This window comes from Campylobacter devanensis (genome assembly GCF_002139915.1).
GTDB lineage: Bacteria > Campylobacterota > Campylobacteria > Campylobacterales > Campylobacteraceae > Campylobacter > Campylobacter devanensis.
Map to the genome: position 1 here is coordinate 1,052,245 of NZ_CP018788.1, position 18,522 is coordinate 1,070,766.

At 36.1% G+C, this 18,522-nt stretch carries 18 protein-coding genes and 1 pseudogene; 9 read left to right on the plus strand and 10 right to left on the minus strand.

Annotation, left to right across the window (positions count from 1 at the left end; all coding sequences use genetic code 11):
• Positions 1-57 precede the first annotated feature (57 nt).
• The 4 genes from aspS to ybeY all read left to right on the plus strand — a co-directional run bounded on the left by aspS (position 58) and on the right by ybeY (position 3,420).
• On the plus strand, positions 58-1,854 hold the full coding sequence (gene aspS, locus CIGN_RS05235; protein ID WP_086241164.1) for an aspartate--tRNA ligase: 1,797 nt from the start codon (positions 58-60) through the stop codon (positions 1,852-1,854).
• Positions 1,854-2,429 (plus strand): adenylate kinase, encoded by a 576-nt coding sequence (locus CIGN_RS05240; protein ID WP_086224167.1) that lies wholly within the window; start codon positions 1,854-1,856, stop codon positions 2,427-2,429. The genes aspS and CIGN_RS05240 overlap by 1 nt, the downstream gene beginning before the upstream one ends.
• A gap of 3 nt (positions 2,430-2,432) precedes the next feature.
• Positions 2,433-2,951, plus strand: a complete 519-nt coding sequence (gene ppa / locus CIGN_RS05245; RefSeq protein ID WP_086227828.1) for an inorganic diphosphatase — start codon at positions 2,433-2,435, stop codon at positions 2,949-2,951.
• Between the two features lie 61 nt (positions 2,952-3,012).
• Positions 3,013-3,420: an rRNA maturation RNase YbeY gene (gene ybeY / locus CIGN_RS05250; RefSeq protein WP_086302629.1), complete on the plus strand. Its 408-nt coding sequence runs from the start codon at positions 3,013-3,015 to the stop codon at positions 3,418-3,420.
• Between the two features lie 19 nt (positions 3,421-3,439).
• On the opposite strand, the gene CIGN_RS05255 is transcribed toward ybeY, so the two are convergent.
• On the minus strand, positions 3,440-5,521 hold the full coding sequence (locus CIGN_RS05255) for a TonB-dependent receptor domain-containing protein (RefSeq protein WP_086302631.1): 2,082 nt from the start codon (positions 5,519-5,521) through the stop codon (positions 3,440-3,442).
• A gap of 259 nt (positions 5,522-5,780) precedes the next feature.
• Here CIGN_RS05255 and CIGN_RS05260 point away from each other — a divergent pair.
• From CIGN_RS05260 to CIGN_RS05270, 3 genes and pseudogenes are all read left to right on the plus strand, one after another.
• Positions 5,781-6,494, plus strand: a pseudogene (locus CIGN_RS05260) (fumarate reductase cytochrome b subunit); the annotation flags it as partial.
• Positions 6,495-6,515: 21 nt separating this feature from the next.
• Positions 6,516-8,504 carry a fumarate reductase flavoprotein subunit gene (locus CIGN_RS05265; RefSeq protein WP_086232438.1) on the plus strand — a complete coding sequence of 663 codons (1,989 nt, stop codon included), beginning with the start codon at positions 6,516-6,518 and terminating at the stop codon, positions 8,502-8,504.
• Positions 8,497-9,216 (plus strand): fumarate reductase iron-sulfur subunit, encoded by a 720-nt coding sequence (locus CIGN_RS05270; RefSeq protein ID WP_086233341.1) that lies wholly within the window; start codon positions 8,497-8,499, stop codon positions 9,214-9,216. The genes CIGN_RS05265 and CIGN_RS05270 overlap by 8 nt, the downstream gene beginning before the upstream one ends.
• 121 nt (positions 9,217-9,337) lie before the next feature.
• Here the strand turns inward: CIGN_RS05270 and CIGN_RS05275 are convergent, their stop codons facing one another.
• Positions 9,338-9,529, minus strand: a complete 192-nt coding sequence (locus CIGN_RS05275) for a hypothetical protein (protein WP_086233342.1) — start codon at positions 9,527-9,529, stop codon at positions 9,338-9,340.
• A gap of 415 nt (positions 9,530-9,944) precedes the next feature.
• On the opposite strand from CIGN_RS05275, the gene CIGN_RS05280 reads away from it, so the two are divergent.
• Both CIGN_RS05280 and CIGN_RS05285 read left to right on the plus strand, forming a co-directional pair.
• The gene (locus CIGN_RS05280; protein WP_086302633.1) at positions 9,945-10,304 is read left to right on the plus strand and encodes a tetratricopeptide repeat protein; all 360 of its coding nucleotides are present in this window, start codon (positions 9,945-9,947) and stop codon (positions 10,302-10,304) included.
• A 61-nt stretch (positions 10,305-10,365) separates the two neighbouring features.
• Positions 10,366-10,824, plus strand: coding sequence for a hypothetical protein (locus CIGN_RS05285; RefSeq protein WP_143297688.1), 459 nt, complete (start codon positions 10,366-10,368; stop codon positions 10,822-10,824).
• Between the two features lie 91 nt (positions 10,825-10,915).
• Here CIGN_RS05285 and CIGN_RS05290 read toward each other — a convergent pair whose 3' ends face one another.
• The 8 genes from CIGN_RS05290 to gatA are packed head-to-tail and all read right to left on the minus strand — an operon-like array spanning position 10,916 to position 18,447.
• Entirely contained in the window at positions 10,916-11,932 is a 1,017-nt protein-coding gene (locus CIGN_RS05290; protein ID WP_086302638.1) for an oxidoreductase, read from the minus strand.
• Complete coding sequence (locus tag CIGN_RS05295) at positions 11,932-12,264, minus strand: hypothetical protein (RefSeq protein ID WP_086243045.1); 333 nt, start codon at positions 12,262-12,264, stop codon at positions 11,932-11,934. Before CIGN_RS05295 ends, CIGN_RS05290 begins: the two co-directional genes overlap by 1 nt.
• Positions 12,261-13,559 carry a UDP-N-acetylmuramate--L-alanine ligase gene (murC, locus tag CIGN_RS05300; protein ID WP_086302640.1) on the minus strand — a complete coding sequence of 433 codons (1,299 nt, stop codon included), beginning with the start codon at positions 13,557-13,559 and terminating at the stop codon, positions 12,261-12,263. The genes CIGN_RS05295 and murC overlap by 4 nt, the downstream gene beginning before the upstream one ends.
• Entirely contained in the window at positions 13,556-14,356 is an 801-nt protein-coding gene (locus tag CIGN_RS05305; protein WP_086302642.1) for a carbon-nitrogen hydrolase family protein, read from the minus strand. Before CIGN_RS05305 ends, murC begins: the two co-directional genes overlap by 4 nt.
• Entirely contained in the window at positions 14,349-14,537 is a 189-nt protein-coding gene (gene xseB, locus CIGN_RS05310; RefSeq protein ID WP_086253100.1) for an exodeoxyribonuclease VII small subunit, read from the minus strand. The genes CIGN_RS05305 and xseB overlap by 8 nt, the downstream gene beginning before the upstream one ends.
• Positions 14,530-15,633 (minus strand): homoserine O-acetyltransferase MetX, encoded by a 1,104-nt coding sequence (gene metX, locus CIGN_RS05315; protein ID WP_086302644.1) that lies wholly within the window; start codon positions 15,631-15,633, stop codon positions 14,530-14,532. The genes xseB and metX overlap by 8 nt, the downstream gene beginning before the upstream one ends.
• Complete coding sequence (gene guaB / locus CIGN_RS05320; RefSeq protein WP_086302646.1) at positions 15,633-17,084, minus strand: IMP dehydrogenase; 1,452 nt, start codon at positions 17,082-17,084, stop codon at positions 15,633-15,635. Before guaB ends, metX begins: the two co-directional genes overlap by 1 nt.
• Position 17,085: 1 nt before the next feature.
• Entirely contained in the window at positions 17,086-18,447 is a 1,362-nt protein-coding gene (gatA, locus tag CIGN_RS05325) for an Asp-tRNA(Asn)/Glu-tRNA(Gln) amidotransferase subunit GatA (protein ID WP_086302648.1), read from the minus strand.
• Between the last annotated feature and the right edge of the window lie 75 nt (positions 18,448-18,522).

Sequence of the window (18,522 nt, forward strand, 5' to 3'; positions counted from 1 at the left end):
AAAAGTTTTATAAAATTTAATGTATAATTGCCACTTTTTACAAACGAAAGGATTAATATGCGGAGTCATTACTGCACCGACTTAGACGCACAAGATATCGGTAAAAGCGTCAGTCTATGTGGTTGGGCAAATTCATACCGAGACCACGGCGGCGTTATATTTATAGATCTTCGTGATAGAAGTGGAATTATCCAGCTTGTATGCGATCCAGCAGACAGCAAATCAGCACACGAAATAGCATCAAAAGTTAGAGATGAATATGTCCTAAGAGCCAAAGGCAAGATCAGAGCTAGGGGTGAGGGACTAGTAAATCCAAAGCTAAAAACCGGCGAGATTGAAGTCATAATAGATGAGCTAATCATTGAAAATGAGAGCGCTCCACTACCTTTTGTAATCGGCGATAACAGCGTTGGTGAAGATATCAGGCTTAAATATCGCTTTTTGGATTTAAGAAATGAAGATAGCCTAAGCAAATTTCAACTTCGCTCAAAAGCTAGCATAGCGTGTAGAAATGCCCTTGATAGACTAGGATTTTTAGAGGTTGAAACCCCTATGCTAACTCGTGCTACACCTGAGGGCGCAAGGGATTATCTAGTGCCTAGCCGTGTTCATCCTGGCGAATTCTACGCCCTACCACAAAGCCCACAGCTCTTTAAACAGCTATTAATGTGTGCTGGATTTGATAAATACTTTCAAATCGCAAGGTGCTTTAGAGATGAAGATTTAAGAGCTGATCGCCAACCTGAATTTACTCAAATTGATGTTGAAATGAGCTTTTGCGATCAAGAAGATGTGATAAAAGTCGGCGAAGAGGTGTTAAAAGATATATTTGCAGCTTGTGGGCATAATATCCAAATTCCATTTAAAAGAATGAGTTATAAAGATGCTATGGAGCTTTATGGTAGCGATAAGCCTGATCTTAGATTTGATCTAGCTATGGTTGATGTAATCGATATCTTCGCTAAATCAAATAATCAAATTTTCAGCACTCCAGCACAAGATCCAAAGAAAAATAGAGCCAAAGCTATAAAAGTCCCAAATGGAGATAATATATTTAGCAAACGCCAAATGCAAAGATTTGAAGAATTTGTCCGTAAATTTGGCGCTAAGGGCTTAGCATTTATCCAAATAAAAGACCCAAAAGATACAGCCGGACAAGATAACTGCGTAAATTTTGATGGACTTAGCCTAAAAGGGCCACTAGTTAGATTTTTTGATCCAAGCGATCTAAAAGAGCTAGTTTCTAGAATAGATCTTAAAATCGGCGATGTCGTATTTTTCGGTATCGGAGAGAAAAAAACTGTGCTTGATTATATGGGGCGATTTAGAATTTTCTTAGCTAATGAGCTTGGTATAATAGATCAAAAATCATTAGAATTTTTATGGGTTGTAGATTTCCCTATGTTTGAGCAAAATGATGATGGTAGCTACTCAGCGATGCACCATCCATTTACAATGCCAAATAACCCAGATGAGCCAAATTTAGAAGATATCACGAGCATAGCTTATGATGTTGTCTTAAATGGTGTTGAGCTTGGTGGTGGAAGCATTAGAATTCACAAAAATGATATCCAACAAAAGGTCTTTAAACTTCTTAAAATAGATGAAAACGAACAAAGAGAGAAATTTGGATTTTTACTTGATGCGCTTAGTTTTGGTGCGCCTCCGCATGGTGGATTTGCCATAGGCTTAGATAGACTTATTATGCTAGTTACAAACTCATCAAGTATAAGAGATGTTATAGCATTCCCTAAAACTCAAAAAGCCTCATGTCTAATGACTCAAGCCCCAAGTAGCGTAGATACTCATCAGTTAAGAGATTTAGGATTAAGATTAAGAGAAAAGGAAAAATAATGAAAAAGCTATTTTTAATAATAGGCGCCCCAGGCAGCGGAAAGACTACAGACGCTAGCATAATAGCTAAAAACGACTCTAAATTTAGCCACTACTCAACAGGCGATCTATTAAGAGCTGAAGTCGCTAGTGGTAGCGATCTTGGTCGCTTGATAGATAGCTTCATCTCTAAAGGCAATCTAGTCCCACTAGATGTAGTTGTAAATACCATAGTTAGTGCTATCAAATCCAGCCCTACAGAGTATATTTTAATAGATGGCTATCCACGAAGTGTAGAGCAAATGTTAGAGCTTGATAAGGTCTTATCAAATACAAATGATGTTAAACTAAGTGGCGTTATAGAAGTAGATGTAAGCGAACAAGTCGCAAGAGAGAGAGTCTTAGGTAGAGCTAGGGGCGCTGATGATAATGATGAAGTCTTTAATAATAGAATGAAAGTCTATCTAGCCCCACTTAAAGAGATTAGAGATTTTTATAGTAGCAAATCCCTACTTCGCAATATCAATGGCGAACGAACCATCGAAGAGATCGTAAGCGATATGGCAAATTTATTAAACACTATGATAAAGGAGTAAATTATGGATATAAGCAAAATCAAAGCTGGCAGTAATCCAGATAAACTAAACGCAGTAATCGAGATCCCATATGGATCAAATATCAAATACGAAATAGACAAAGATAGCGGTGCTGTCGTAGTAGATCGCGTGCTATACTCAGCTATGTTTTATCCAGCTAATTATGGATTTATCCCATCAACTCTAGCTGATGATGGTGATCCAGCTGATGTTTTAGTCTTAAACGAATATCCACTTCAAGCCGGTAGCGTGATACCTTGTCGCTTAATTGGCGTTTTGGTAATGGAAGATGAGAGCGGTATGGATGAAAAGCTCTTAGCAGTCCCAGTAACCAAAATCGACCCTAGATATGATGGTATCAAAAGCATAGATGACCTACCAAAAGCCACGCTTGATAAGATCAAAAATTTCTTTGAAACTTACAAAATGCTTGAACCAAATAAATGGGTAAAAGTCAAAGGTTTTGAAGATGCTAAAAAAGCTCAAGATATCTTAGACAAAGCTATCAAAGCTTACAAATAACCTTAATGTGGCAAAATCTTGCCACATTAATTAAATTTAAATTATCAACTAAAGGATTAAAATGATAATCTGCGAAGAGTCCTATCCAGAGATTTTAGACATTATCGCCTCCAAGCTCACAACTGCTGATATAGAGCTTTTATTAGTTGATAGCGATGCTATGCATCAAATAAATTTAAAAGAGCGCAAAATAGATAAAACAACAGATGTTTTAAGCTTTCCGCTCCACTATATCCCACATTTTCCAATCGGCTCAATAGTTATAAATACAGACCTAGCAATGACTAAAGCCAATGAACTAGGACACACAATAGATGAAGAGATAGCTCTACTTTTTATTCACGGATTGCTACATATTTTAGGATTTGACCACGAAAATGATGATGGCCAGATGAGAAGAAAAGAGATAGAGATTATCACAGAATTAAATTTACCAAGTAGCCTAATAGTGCGAACTTTGGATGAGTAGGGACTAGCCCTACTATCTTTTAGAATCTACCATTTAGTGATAGATAGTATCTTCTACCTTCATCTACTCTATCATATGTATTTACATATGCATCTTTACCTTTGTTTTTATAAGTTTCAAATCCATCTGTAAAATCTTTATCAAATAGATTATATACTCCAGCATTTAGGCTCCAATTTTTATTTATCTCATATGAAGCACCCAAAGAGGCTAAAAATACATTTTGATAATACTCTCTATTTATATTATCATTCCCCATATATCTATCTATCTGCCACTCACCTTTTATCCATGGAGTGATTTTTTTAGTTATAGAGTAGTCAGCTTTAGCTACTATATTATGCTTTAAGCTTCCCTCTTCTGGTTTGCCTATGCTATCTTTAGTAGCGCTATCTTTAATCTCAGTATCTAGATATGTATAGGATAAATTTAAATTCATATCACTAATAGGTCTAAGTCCAGCGCTAACTTCTACACCCATATACTGCACTTCACCATGATTTATAGCTTGAGAGCATGAGCTACCTCCAGTAGCACTTGCATTACAATTTCCTATATTAGGTATAGCTTCGCCTTGATTGTATGATGTGCTTGAAATTTTATCTTTAAAATCAGTAATAAATCCAGTTACAGCCATATCAAATATATCATCACTATAGCCCATGCCTAGCTCATAGTTTATCGATGTCTCCTCTTTTAGATCTGGATTACCGTATGTTGGGGTTTTGCCTTGACCGCTATAGTTATACTCTCCAGCTATTAGCTTATTTGCTGTAGGAGCTTTAAAACCTGTTGATACACCACCTTTAAATGTGAAGTTATCATTTAGATTATAGACTAGATACGCTCTTGGAGAGATATTATTACCAAATGTCTCATGGTAGTTATATCTAGCACCTAGTGTTAATCTTAAATTTTCTAATATCGAATACTCATCTTCAGCAAATGTCGCTATAGCATACTGGCTAAATCTGCTTGGACTAGCTATCTTATCTTGCATTTTTTCTAGTTTATACTCAGCCCCAACGCTTAATATATTACTTTGACCAATTGGAATCACAGCCTTAGTATCAGCTATATAGTCTTGAGCTAAGATATCTCTATTTTGTCCTTTATATGGATTTTGTGCTACAACTAATCTACTATCATTAGTTACGCGGTTATACTGAATACCTGAATTTATAGTAAATCCATCATACACACCCTCATGCGTTAGATAGGTTACTAACTTTTCTACATCCATAGTTGGTTCATAGCCGCCTTTTGCTCCTACTGTACCAAGCTGCCCCTCTCTATTATCATAGTAATTTCTAGCATAATCTATATCAAATGTAAATATATTTGCATCATCATGCATATAGTTTAATCTTGTGCCTATATTATAGTTATTAGCCTTTGTTGGGCTTTCACCTTGACTTCTATCTAATTCTTTACCATGTTCATTTCTATATATTACATTTGATTGCTCTCTATAGCTTTGTGCATATCTAAATGTAGCGCCTAGTTTATTCTCTATTAATGGACCATCGGCATAGATATTAAATCCATATAAATTTCCCCACTGATTATCCTCATTTATTAAGGTATTTAATCCAAATGAAGCGCCCCACTCATCGCTAACCTTTTTAGTGATGATATTTACCACGCCACCTAATGCCTCTGAGCCATATAGGGTACTCATAGGTCCTTTTATAACCTCTATTCTTTCAATACTAGAAAGTGGCGGCAAAAATGCGTTCATCACCTCACCAAATCCATTTGGTCCTATATCGCCACTAATACCTTGACGTCTTCCATCGACTAAGATTAGTACATATCCATTACCTAAACCGCGTATAGATATATTATTCGCACCAGTTTTGCCAGGTGCTGATATATCAACTCCTGGTATATCAGATATAGCCTCAGCTACATCTCTATATGGCTTTCTTTCCAAATCTTTTTTGGTAATGACATTCATTGTTGCTGGAGCTTCTTTAATCTCTTGAGAGAATCCCGAAGCCGTAACAACCACCTCATCTAATGCATATTTATCGCTGGCTAGAGCACAATTTGATATATATGCGATTGCAGCTACAGAAAGTAAATATTTTTTATTCATAAATTCACCTTTAAAAAATTAATAGTGAAATTATATGATAATAATTATTAAAATAGATTTAAAAGCAAGCCAAATTTAACTAAATTTAAATATCAAATAAATCAAAATATTATCTAAGTTATTATTTAAAATTCGATTCAAAAGCCTAAAAATAGATACTTTTGATTATAATTTAATAGATGAATTTAATAATATATCAAGTTTAGCTAATGTATAATTACAAATTATCCGTCTAAATTTCAAATTATAAGGGGAGCTTATGAGTAAGCAAATCGAAGGGTTTCTTGGTATAAGCGAGGATCGCAAGAAAAGTAGAATTCCTGCAAAACTCGATCTTATTCAAAGTGGAACTGGGCTATTCCTAGGACTATTTATGTGGGCACATATGCTGTTTGTATCTACCATACTATTTGGTGAAGATGTTTATAACCAAGTTGTGCATATTTTAGAGCTTAGATTTATGTATGATAGCCCAAATATGAGCTATGTTACTAGCTTTTTGGCAGCCTGTGTGCTTGTAATCTTTTTTGTCCATGCTGCGCTTGGTATGAGAAAAATGCCTATCAATTTTAGACAATGGCAAATTTATCGTGCTCACGCAACTCGTATGAAACACGAAGATACAACACTTTGGTGGATTCAGGCTTGTACTGGGTTTATTATGTTTTTCCTTGGGTCAGCGCACCTAATCATCATCATCACAAATTCAGATCAAATCGCCCTACTAGCTGATGGCACACTTGGATCAGCTGAGCGTGTTTATAGCCATTTTATGTGGTTATTTTATCTAGTATTGCTTTTTGCTGTTGAACTTCACGGAAGTATCGGTCTATACAGACTATGCGTGAAATGGGGATGGTTTGAGGGCAAAGATGCCAAAGCAACTCGTAAAAATCTAAAAAAAGCTAAATGGATTTTAAGCGTATTCTTTATAGCTCTTGGACTATTAAGCCTTGGGGCATTTCTTAAAATCGCTATGAACTAGGAGTATAGTATGAATGTAAAATATTATGATGCATTAGTAATCGGCGGTGGTCTAGCTGGTTTAAGAGCTGCTGTAGCCGCTGCTGATAAGGGTCTTAGCACTGTAGTTTTAAGCCTATGTCCTGTCAAAAGAAGCCACTCTGCTGCCGCTCAAGGCGGTATGCAAGCAAGCCTTGGTAACTCAAAAATGAGTGAAGGCGATAATGAAGATGTGCATTTTGCTGATACTGTCAAAGGTAGCGACTGGGGATGCGATCAAGAAGTTGCTAGAATGTTTGTCCAAACCGCACCTAAAGCAATTCGTGAGCTTGCTAGTTGGGGCGTGCCTTGGACTAGAATCACAAAAGGCAAAAGAAGCGCTATCATAAACGCACAAAAAACTACAATTGATGAAAAAGAGAGCGTACATGGTCTAATCCATAGCCGTGACTTTGGCGGTACCAAAAAATGGAGAACTTGCTTTACTGCTGATGCTACTGGCCATACAATGCTATTTGGTGTAGCAAATGAAGCTTTAAAACGCAATGTAGAAATTCATGACCGCAAAGAAGCTATAGCTCTTATACATGAAAATAACCGCTGCTATGGTGCGATTGTACGTGATCTAGTAACTGGTGAAATCACAGCTTATGTGGCCAAAGGCACCCTAATCGCAACTGGTGGCTATGGCAGAATTTACAAACACACTACAAATGCCGTAATCTGTGAAGGTACAGGCGCTGCTATCGCTCTTGAGACTGGTATTGCTAGACTTGGCAATATGGAAGCCGTCCAATTCCACCCAACTCCAATTGTCCCAAGCGGTATATTACTAACTGAAGGCTGCCGTGGTGATGGTGGGATATTAAGAGATGTTGATGGATATCGCTTTATGCCTGATTATGAACCAGAGAAAAAAGAGCTAGCTAGCCGTGATGTCGTTAGTCGCCGTATAATGGAGCATATCAGAAATGGCAAAGGGGTTAAAAGCCCTTATGGCGAGCATGTCTGGCTAGATATTAGCATTCTTGGTAGAGAGCATATAGAGAAAAACTTGCGTGATGTCCAAGAAATTTGCCAAATTTTCAATGGTATAGATCCAGCTGATGAAGGTCCAAAAGGTTGGGCACCTATTCTACCAATGCAACACTACTCAATGGGTGGAATTCGTGTCAAACCAACTGGTGAGAGCCAAACCTTAAAAGGGTTATTTAGTTGTGGTGAAGCAGCTTGTTGGGATATGCATGGATTTAACCGCCTTGGTGGAAATAGCGTTGCTGAAACCGTAGTAAGTGGTATGATTATCGGGGATTATTTCGCTGAGTATTGCGATAAAAATGAAGTAGATATCCAAACCAAAACAATAGAAAGCTTTATCAATAAAAGCAAAGAATATCTAAATGAACTCATCAACAAAGATGGCAAGTACAATGTATTTGAAATCAAAAATAAGATGAAAGATATAATGTGGGAACATGTGGCTATCTTTAGAACTGGCGATGGTCTAGCCAAAGCTGTAAAAGAGCTAGAAGAGCTATACAAAGAGAGCACAAATGTCAAATTAGAAAATAAAGAGCTATATGGTAATCCTGAGCTTGAAGAGGCTTATCGTGTGCCTAAAATGCTTAAACTAGCTCTATGTGTGGCTTATGGCGCACTTCAAAGAACTGAAAGTCGTGGCGCACACTATAGAGAGGACTATCCAAAAAGAGATGACGCTAACTGGTGTAAGAGAACTTTGGCATATTGGAAAGAAGGCGATACACTCCCAACACTAGAGTATGAAGAGCTAGATATTATGAAAATGGAGATGCCACCAGCATTCCGTGGATATGGCGCTAAAGGCAATATCATAGAAAATCCACTATCAGCTAAACGCCAAGCCGAAGTTGATGAGATCCGCTCTAAAATGGAAGCTGAAGGCAAAAATAGACATGAAATTCAAGATGCTTTAATGCACTATGAACTTCAACCAAAATACAAAGCATTAAACGAAAGAGCAGGTATAGGCTATGAGTAGAAAAATAAAAATTAGAGCATTTAAATACAATCCTCAAAGTAAAGTTAGCAAACCGCACTTTGCTGAGTATGAACTAGAAGAAACCGATGGTATGACACTTTTCATCGCATTAAATCAAATTCGTGAAAAATTTGATCCGGGTCTTAGCTTTGACTTTGTCTGTCGTGCTGGTATATGTGGAAGCTGCGGTATGGTTGTAAATGGTCGCCCACAACTAGCTTGTAGAACTCTTACAAAAGACTATCCAAGTGGCGTTATCGAGCTTATGCCACTACCTGCATTTAAACTACTTAAAGACTTAAGCGTTGATACAGGTAACTGGATGAATAATATGAGTAAAAGAGTTGAGAGTTGGATACACTCAAATCACACTACTGATATTAGCAAAATGGAAGAAAAAGTAGATCCAGACGCAGCTCAAGAGACCTTTGAGCTTGATCGTTGTATCGAGTGTGGTATCTGCGTAGCAAGTTGCGGAACGGCTCTTATGAGACCTGACTTTATCGGTGCTGTGGGGCTTAACCGTGTGGCTAGGTTTAAAGTTGATCCACTAGATAATAGAACAGATGAAGATTTCTATGAGCTTGTAGGTGATGATAATGGGGTCTTTGGTTGTATGAGTCTTTTAGGTTGTGAAGACAACTGCCCTAAACACTTGCCACTTCAAAGCAAAATCGCATATATGAGACGCAAATTAGCTACTGTAAAATAATTATACACTCCCTAAGAGTTTCTCTTAGGGAGCTTGCATTTGAAACAAATTTAAATTTGAAGTAATTTATCTAGGATTTTTAAACAGAGAGATAAATAGACTAAAAAGTCTATTTATAAAATTAATTAAATAAACTATCTAGTAGTTTATCAGAGACCTTATCTATCATATCTGAACTCTTATCAACGACTTTATCGCTCATTTTATCAACGATTTTATCTACTTTTGAGTCCTCTTTTTTCTCTGATTGAGCCATCAGTGATGTAGAAAACAAAGTAGCTACAACCATTATACTAATTACAATTTTTTTCATCTATACTCCTAATGATATTTAAGTTATATGAACATTGTACCCCCCCCCAATAACAATAAGTAAATAAAATATAGATAAAGTATAAATATAAAAATTTAATTCAATTTAATCGTTAATGTTGAAAAAATTATAAAATTGATCTTTGAATTTTTATTATTATCATTTTTATCACCAAATCTATATTTTATACATAATATTTAATTAAATTTTATTTGAGTATTAAATTCGATATTTTTCAAATTTAAGCTTAGATTAATCTCTATTACATTGCTTCTAATTGACTATATTTAGCCATTGCTAAACTCTTAAAAATTAAATTTAACTAAAATATTAATTTTATTGATAAAATATATAAATGCTTAAGTTCAAATTCACTACAATTAATTCTTAAAATACTACATTAAAATGAAAAATCATGAAAAAAATCGCCATAATCATTATGCTGCTTTTTAGCATAGGTGTAGCTAAAGATTCTAATCTCAATCCAAAAGAACTAGAAATTAATTGCAATAAAGGCGACATGGCATCTTGTATTCTTCTTGGTGGTTTATATTATCAAGGTCAAGGTGTAAGGCAAGATTATAATAAAGCTGTTCAGCTCTTACAAAAAGCCTGCGATGATGGAAATGCTGCGGGTTGCGGTATGCTTGGAGTTTTATATGAAGTAGGTTACGGGGTAAGACAGAATAGTATTACGGCTAAAGATCTTTATGGCAAAGCTTGTGATATGGGTTTACAAAAGGGTTGCGATGATTACGCAAGATTAAATCAATAAAGATATATAAATGGGTATCGGTGCTATATTAATACTATTTAGTTTTGTGCTAGTTTATCTAGTGCAAAAGTTTAAAATAGGAGTTGCTAGGATTTATATCTATATTGGGTATTATTTTATAATGAGCTTAGTTCTACCGTGGAGTGTTGCTAAAGAGTTAGGCGTAGAAAGTGAGTATATCATCAATCTAACCCAAGGACAGGGATTTTCTATGCTGGTAATAGGATTTACTTTAGGGTTTAGTTTGGTTGCTAGTGGTATTTTAATGTTAATATTTAGGCTTTTTAAGCGTAATATAGAGATGAATTTTGGCAGTTTGTTTAGTTATGTTTTTTGGTATTTGAGTTCTATAATACATAATATTTTTGCATTTATTATATGCATAATAATTTATGCGGTTAGCCAAATGCGAAAAAATAAACCTAAATTTAAAACTTACTTAACTGAGTATATACCAAATGTGGCATTCATTATATTAGTATTGAGCTTTTATGGTAATTTTACAAATATAGTTAGATAAATTTTTAAATTATAAAAGATTGTCAAGGCGCTACGAATAATGCCTTGACAATGACAAACACCTACGGCCAATTAAATTAACACAACACTACTTAAAATGCCCTTTGGTATGAGAAGTCTATAATCTCATTTTTCCCTTCACTTGCAGCTGCGTATAGAGCGAAATTTGGATTGCGTAAAAGCTCCCTACCATATGCTACTATATCGCAGTATCCGCCCTCTATCATCTGCTCGCCCTGCTCTTTTGTAGTGATTAATCCTACTCCAATAACTGGTATATTTACCACCTCTTTAATAGCCTTTGCATAATCTGCTTGATACATAGGCTTAAGTTCTGGAACTAGGCTTGGCTTAGATACCACGCCACCGGCCGATACACTAATATAGCAAGCACCTAGTTCAGCGCATTTTTTGGCTATGATTTTGCTATCTTCTATGGTATTTCCGCCCACCTCCCAATCATCAGCACTAATGCGAACACCAAATGGGATAATAGGTGAAATCTCTTGAGCAATCAAGCTTAGAAGTCGCATTCTATTATCTATACTTCCGCCAAATTCATCATCTCGCTTATTGGTTAATGGGCTTAAAAACTCGCTAATCAAATACCCATGCGCTGCGTGTATCTCTACAATATCATAATTAGCAGCCTTGGCTCTTATAGCGGCATCTTTAAATTTAGTTATGATTTCATAAATTTCTTGAGTGTTTAGCGTCTTTGGATGCTGGTATTCAGGGCTAAAGCATATTCCGCTAGGACTTAATATATTACCACAAGTTCCCTTAGCTCCGGCGTGTCCTAGCTGTATGGCTGTAGTTTGGCAAGTGTATTTTTTGATTTCGTAATTTAATTTTGCGTGTGCTTCTATTTGATTATCACTCCATAAGCCTAAATCATTTTTAGATATACAACCCTCTGGTGATACCGCTGTGGCTTCAACGATGATAAATCCAACTCCACCAAGCGATCTAGCCGGATAGTGTAATCTATGAAAACATCGTGGCAATCCGCTATAATCCCTAGCCTTATAAACACACATTGGCGGCATAGCTATACGGTTTGGAAGTGTGAAATTACCAACTTTAATAGATTCAAATAATATAGACATTAGTTCTCCTTTAAACATTTTTCTATCGGTATTATTATACCGTTTTGGTCTTTAGAGACAAAGCTACTGGTGCCAAATTCATAATTAAATTTCGCACTCGTAACATTATAATCTCCGCATTTTATAATCTCTTTTGAGTTAAATTTATACAAAAGCTCATTTATATCAATGCTTCTTTGATTATCCATCTCATTGTATAAAAACCCAACAAAAAATATAGCACTACAAAGCGCTAAAATAGATATCTTGGATTTTAAATTTAATTTATCATTAAACACAGCAAGAAAGATCAAAATAGCAAGGATAAAAACTAAAAAAAGCAAAATTCTCATCTCTCGCCTCTTAGCTGATAGCTGATATCTCCAGCACCAAAACCAATCACAAGGCCACTAGCTAAGCTATGTTTAACGCCAAAATTATCAAAAAATTCAATACTATTGCCGTTGCGTTTAATGTTATCAGCAAATAAAGCGCCCTTAAACTCGCTCTTTAAATCTATATTATTTGGCTCTTCACCAGCGGCATAAACAGGCAATACCACAAGCTCATCAACATCGCTAAAACACTCTTTAAATCCATCTAAATTTGCCATCAATCTTGAGTATCTATGTGGTTGGAATATCGCTGTAATGCTCTCAAGTCCAAGCAGCTTTGCATACTCTTTAGCACTTTTTAGAGTCGCTTTAATCTCTGTAGGATGATGACCATAATCATCGATTAAGGCAAACTTTTCATTAGCAACTAAGATATCAAATCGCTTTTTTATCCCTTTAAATTTCTTAAGATTTTCCCTAACTTCTTCAAGTCCCATCATAGAATTAGCCGCCAAAATAGCAAGACTCGCATCCACAGCGATATGCTCTCCCATACCCCAAGCCTCGAATTTACCAAGTCCTTTGAGATGAAAGCTAGTATATGGCTCATAATTTCTAAGCACCATTTGAAGATTGGTTATATCACCCTTTTCTAATCTAATAGCGTCCATTTTAATAGTGCTTAAAAACTCATCTTCAGCATTAATAATACGAATCTTAGCTCTTTCTAAAAAGCCCTTATAAGCAGCATGAAATTTCTCAATATCATTATCATAATGCTCCATATGTTCAGGTTCAGCATTTGTTACAATAGCTAAAAATGGATTGGAATTTAAAAAGCTACTATCACTCTCATCAGCTTCAAATATCAAATTATCACTAGCTTCATACTTCATATTTGAGCCAAATTCTTTACTTATAGCACCAATTATAGCACTACCTTCCATAAGGGCTGCAAGCATAGCTGAAGTTGTGCTTTTACCATGTGCTCCAGCTACAGCAAAGACTCTTTTACCCTCTAAAATAAACGGCAAAGCCTCCTTCCTTGATAGGCACTCAATGCCACGCTTTCTAGCCTCTAAAAGTTCTACATTATCACCTTTAATTGCAGCACTATATACGACAAAATCAGGATCTTCAATAGCACTTTTACAGTGTGGTACGGTGATTTTCATACCGCTGGCTCTAAGCTCTTTAGTAATAGCACTATCAGCAATATCTGAGCCACTGATTATAAAATCACGTTCTTTTAAAAATCTAGCAATAGCTGAGATACCAATCCCACCAATACCGATGAAATGAACTTTTTTCATATATTTAATCCTAATAACGCTTCAGCTTTTTGACGGAATTTCCATATTGAGCGAGCTTGTGTAATTAGCTTTTTATCTATATCACACATTAGCATTCCTTCATTTGCATCTAGACTACTCTCGATCTCCCCATGTGGATTTATAAGCATAGTTTGCCCATAAAACTCACTCTCAACCTCGCCAAATTTAGTTTTGCCAAGACGATTTACACGAACGATATATATATTATTTGTAAGCGCTCTCATCTTTAAAAGTTCATTCCATCGCTCATTAGAATTTAGCGTACAAGCACTTGGCAATAACACGCAATCGACCTTTTTAGCTACAATCTCAGCCCAAATTCGATCAAAATGCGCCTCAAAGCCAAAAACAACCCCAAATTTAATCCTATCAACACTAAAACTCATTATACCAAAGCTATCTTTTTTAGAGTAGAATTTCGCTTCATTCCAGTGCGGATAGTCTATTAAGATATTTTGCTCTTCATATTTTGTGCTTTGTGGGCTGAATTTAGCTACGACCTTTTTACACTCTTTGCCTTTGATTTGTAAAAGTGGGGCTATTATCGTTAGATTATATCTATTTGCCATGGCTGAAAGGCTAGTCTTTTTGTGTTCGCTCTGCTCTTTTATCATAGATTTTGGCATCTTTATAACCTCATTAAAAAACGAATTTATCACATACTCGCCAAGCACTACTACGCTAGCGCCACCTTTAGCTGCTAAATTTAAATAATGATCGATTCTTGAATCGCTCATAGCCAAAGTATACAACTGTAAAGCTGCTACCTTACTCACTCTCTTCTCCTATTTGAGTAATCTCTAGCTTAGCATTTTCTAGCATAGCTCTAGCTTCATTTACTAGCTTTAGTCCATCTTTATATAGTTTTATACTATCACTAAGCGCTAAATTCTCATTATTTAAACTCTCTAAAAGCTTCTCAATTTTATCTATTTTATTTTCAAAACTCTCACTCATCTAATGCCTTTTTAATATGTTTTTCTATCTTATCTATCTCGACTAAAAATGCGTCATGTCCATAATCACTATCAACGCATATATAACTTCCTCTATGCCCTTGACCTATCTTAACTAGCGCTTCATACATCTCAAGCATCAAATTTGGCGGAAACAAAATATCCCCACTAAATGAGATAAATGTTAGCCTAGCACGAGTAAGCATCAAAGCTTCATTAAGTGAGCCATAGTGCCTAGTACAATCGAAATTATTCATCATCTTAACAACATATAAATATGATAATGGATCAAATCTTTTAGGGAAATTATTGCCATTATACTCCATATACCTATCTACTTCAAATCTACCTAAAAGCTCGTATAATCCATCAGTTTCTACATATTTTCTACCAAATTTTTTATCCATTGTAGCAGGGCTAAGAAAGCTAATATGCCCAGCCATTCTACCAAGCGCCATGCCTGTTAAGCCATTTGCCTCTATATCATCTTTATTATAGTAACCACCTTTGAAATTTGGATCATTTACTATCCCTTCAATAGCTATTTTATTAAAAGCAATAGCCCAAGCTTTAGTAGCGTAAGTAGTAGCTAGCATTATCACTCTTTTGGCGAAATTTGGAAACTCTATAGCAAAGCACAAAGCTTGCATTCCCCCAAGGCTACCACCTACTACTGCATATGCTTCTTTAATTCCTAGCCTATCAAATAGTCTCATTTGCGCCCTAACAACATCGCTAATTACAAGAACAGGGAATCGTAGTCTATACTCTTTTTTAGTACTTGGCTCTATACTTAGAGGATTTGTAGAGCCAAATGAACTTCCTAAAATATTTACACAGATAACAAAATATTTAGTAGTGTCAATAATCTTTCCATCACCTATTACACCATCCCACCAGCCAGCTTTTCTATCGCCTTCATAAATTCCAGCAGCATGAGCTGAACCAGTGAGTGCATGGCATACGACTATAGCATTGCTTTTATTCTCATTTAGTTTGCCATAGCACTCATAAGCTAAATCAAATTCGCTTAAAATTCGCCCGCTCTCTAAATGCAATGGCTCATCAAAATGCTCTACAGCTCTATATATTTCCACTAATTTACTCTATAATTTGGTGCTTCTTGAGTTATGATAACATCGTGAGCATGGCTCTCTTTTAATCCTGCACTTGTGATCTCTACAAACTCAGCCTTCTCTTGAAAAGTTTTAATATCATTGCTACCACAATATCCCATTGAACTTCTCAATCCGCCTACTAGCTGATGGATTACATCACGGATCGTCCCAGCATATGGCACACGGCCTTCGATCCCTTCAGGAACTAGCTTATCTTGAGCGGTGCCTTCTTGAAAATATCTATCGCTACTTCCTCTAGTCATCGCACCTATACTTCCCATACCTCTATAACTTTTATATTGACGCCCTTGGAATGTTACTAGCTCACCTGGACTCTCATCGCACCCTGCAAGCAAGCTACCTACCATAATGCAGCTAGCACCAGCTGCTAATGCTTTTGCAAAATCACCGCTATATTTAATACCACCATCAGCTATAATAGGCACATTAAATTCCTTAGCCGCCTCAGCACAATCGCTAATAGCTGTAATTTGTGGCACCCCAACTCCTGCTACAATTCTAGTAGTACATATCGAACCTGGCCCAATACCTACCTTCACTCCATCAGCTCCGGCTTTGATTAGATCAATTACCGCTTTTGGATTAGCTACATTACCTACTATGATATCTACTCCAGTTATTTGAGATTTAATCTCTTTTAAGGTATCTATAATCCCTTTGCTATGGCCATGAGCAGAATCCATCACCAAAGCATCAACCCCAGCTTCGGCTAAAGCTTTGGCTCTATCTATTTGACCAACGCCAATTGCTGCAGCAACTCTAAGGCGACCAAATTTATCTTTATTAGCGTTTGGATACTCTTTGCGTTTTTTAAGATCTTTAATGGTTATTAAACCTTCTAATTTACCATTTTTATCTACTATAGGTAGCTTTTCAACTTTATTTGTAGAAAATATCTTTTGTGCATCATCTAAAGTACATCCCGATGGAGCGGTGATGAGTGGGGTTTTTGTCATCACTTCGCCTACTTTTTTACTATAATTATGCTCAAATCTCAAATCACGATTTGTTAAAATCCCTATTAATACACTATTTTCATCAATTACTGGCACACCTGAAATTCTATAATCACTCATTAACTCCAAAGCATCTTTGATACTAGCATCAGCGGTGATTGATATAGGATCCATTATTACGCCACTTTCGCTTTTTTTGACCTTTTTTACCTCTTTTACTTGTGATTCTAGATCCATATTTTTATGTATAACCCCAATTCCACCAAGTCTAGCCATCATAATAGCCGTTCTATGCTCTGTAACTGTATCCATCGCTGCTGAGACTATAGGTATATTTAACTCGATATTTTTACTAAATTTAGATCTGATATCTACTTGTTTTGGTAAGATATCAGAGTATTGTGGGACTAATAAAACATCTTCAAATGTTAAGGCTCGTTTTATGATTTTCATACTATTTTCCTTTTATTATATTCTCTAAGCTTAAAGCTGCGTCTAAAACTGTCTGTTCTTGCCACGCTCCACCAATTAATTGAGCGGAAATATTTAATCCATTTTCATCATTTGATACTGGCACAGTGATAGCTGGAAGGCCTGCTAAATTCACTCCAATTGTATAAATATCACTCAAATACGCACTCAAAGGATCTTTTAATTCACCAAATTTATATGCCACAGATGGCGCAACTGGCATTAAAATTATATCTACTTCATTTAAAATCTCATCATATTCACGCTTGATAAATGCTCTTGCCTTTTGTGCTTTTATATAGTAATCATCATAGTAGCCGCTACTTAAAACAAATGTCCCAAGAAGCATTCTACGCTGAACTTCAGCTCCAAAGCCCTCACCCCTAGTATTCGCATACATCTGCCCTAAGCTATCAGCCTTGGCTCTATTGCCATATCTTACACCATCATAGCGACTCAAATTTGCACTAGCCTCAGCTGTAGCAATGATATAATATGCGGCAATATCATATTTAGAATTAGCTAACTCTTTATAGCAAATTTCATGACCGGCATTTTTTAACTTATCTATGGTTGAATTTAATGCATCTTTAACTGGAGCGCTTGCTTCATCAACATAGTTTTTAATTACAGCTATTTTTAATTTTCTATTTGGATTTAAATTTGGAGCCACTGGAGTAAAATCTACATTTGCACTAGTGCTATCTAGTTTATCATGTCCAGCAATAACATCATATAATATTGCAGCATCTTCTACATTTTGCGTAATTGGCCCAATCTGATCTAAGCTACTAGAATAGGCACTAAGTCCATATCGACTAACCCTACCATATGTAGGTTTAAAGCCCACACAACCGCAAAACGCCGCTGGTTGGCGTATGCTACCACCCGTATCACTACCAAGAGCCGCTATAGCTATACCGGCTGCTACGGCCGCTGCGCTTCCGCCACTACTTCCGCCTGGAACTCTAGAGTGATCAAGCGGATTTAGCGTTCTACCATAATATGAACTCTCAGTAGTGCTTCCCATAGCAAACTCATCCATATTTGTTCTACCAAATGGAGCTAAACCAGCTAAGATTAGCTTCTCAATTACAGTTGCGTTATATGGTGCTTTGTAGCCTTGTAAAATTTTTGAACAGCTTGTAATTGCCCAATTTTTTACTTGAATATTATCTTTTATAGCAATTGGCACACCAGCAAAACTCTCATCAATTGGACTATTTGTCAATTGCTCAACATATGCACCTATCTCTTTAGTTTTTTCTATTTTATTAATCAGCTCTTTACGAAGTAGCTCTAGATCGCTAGAACTTAACTTCATAGCCTCTTTTAGACTTATCACTCTTTCTCCTTATATATATTAACCAAAATTATTCCTACAGCAGTAACGGCTAGTAAAACCGCAATTGTAACAACT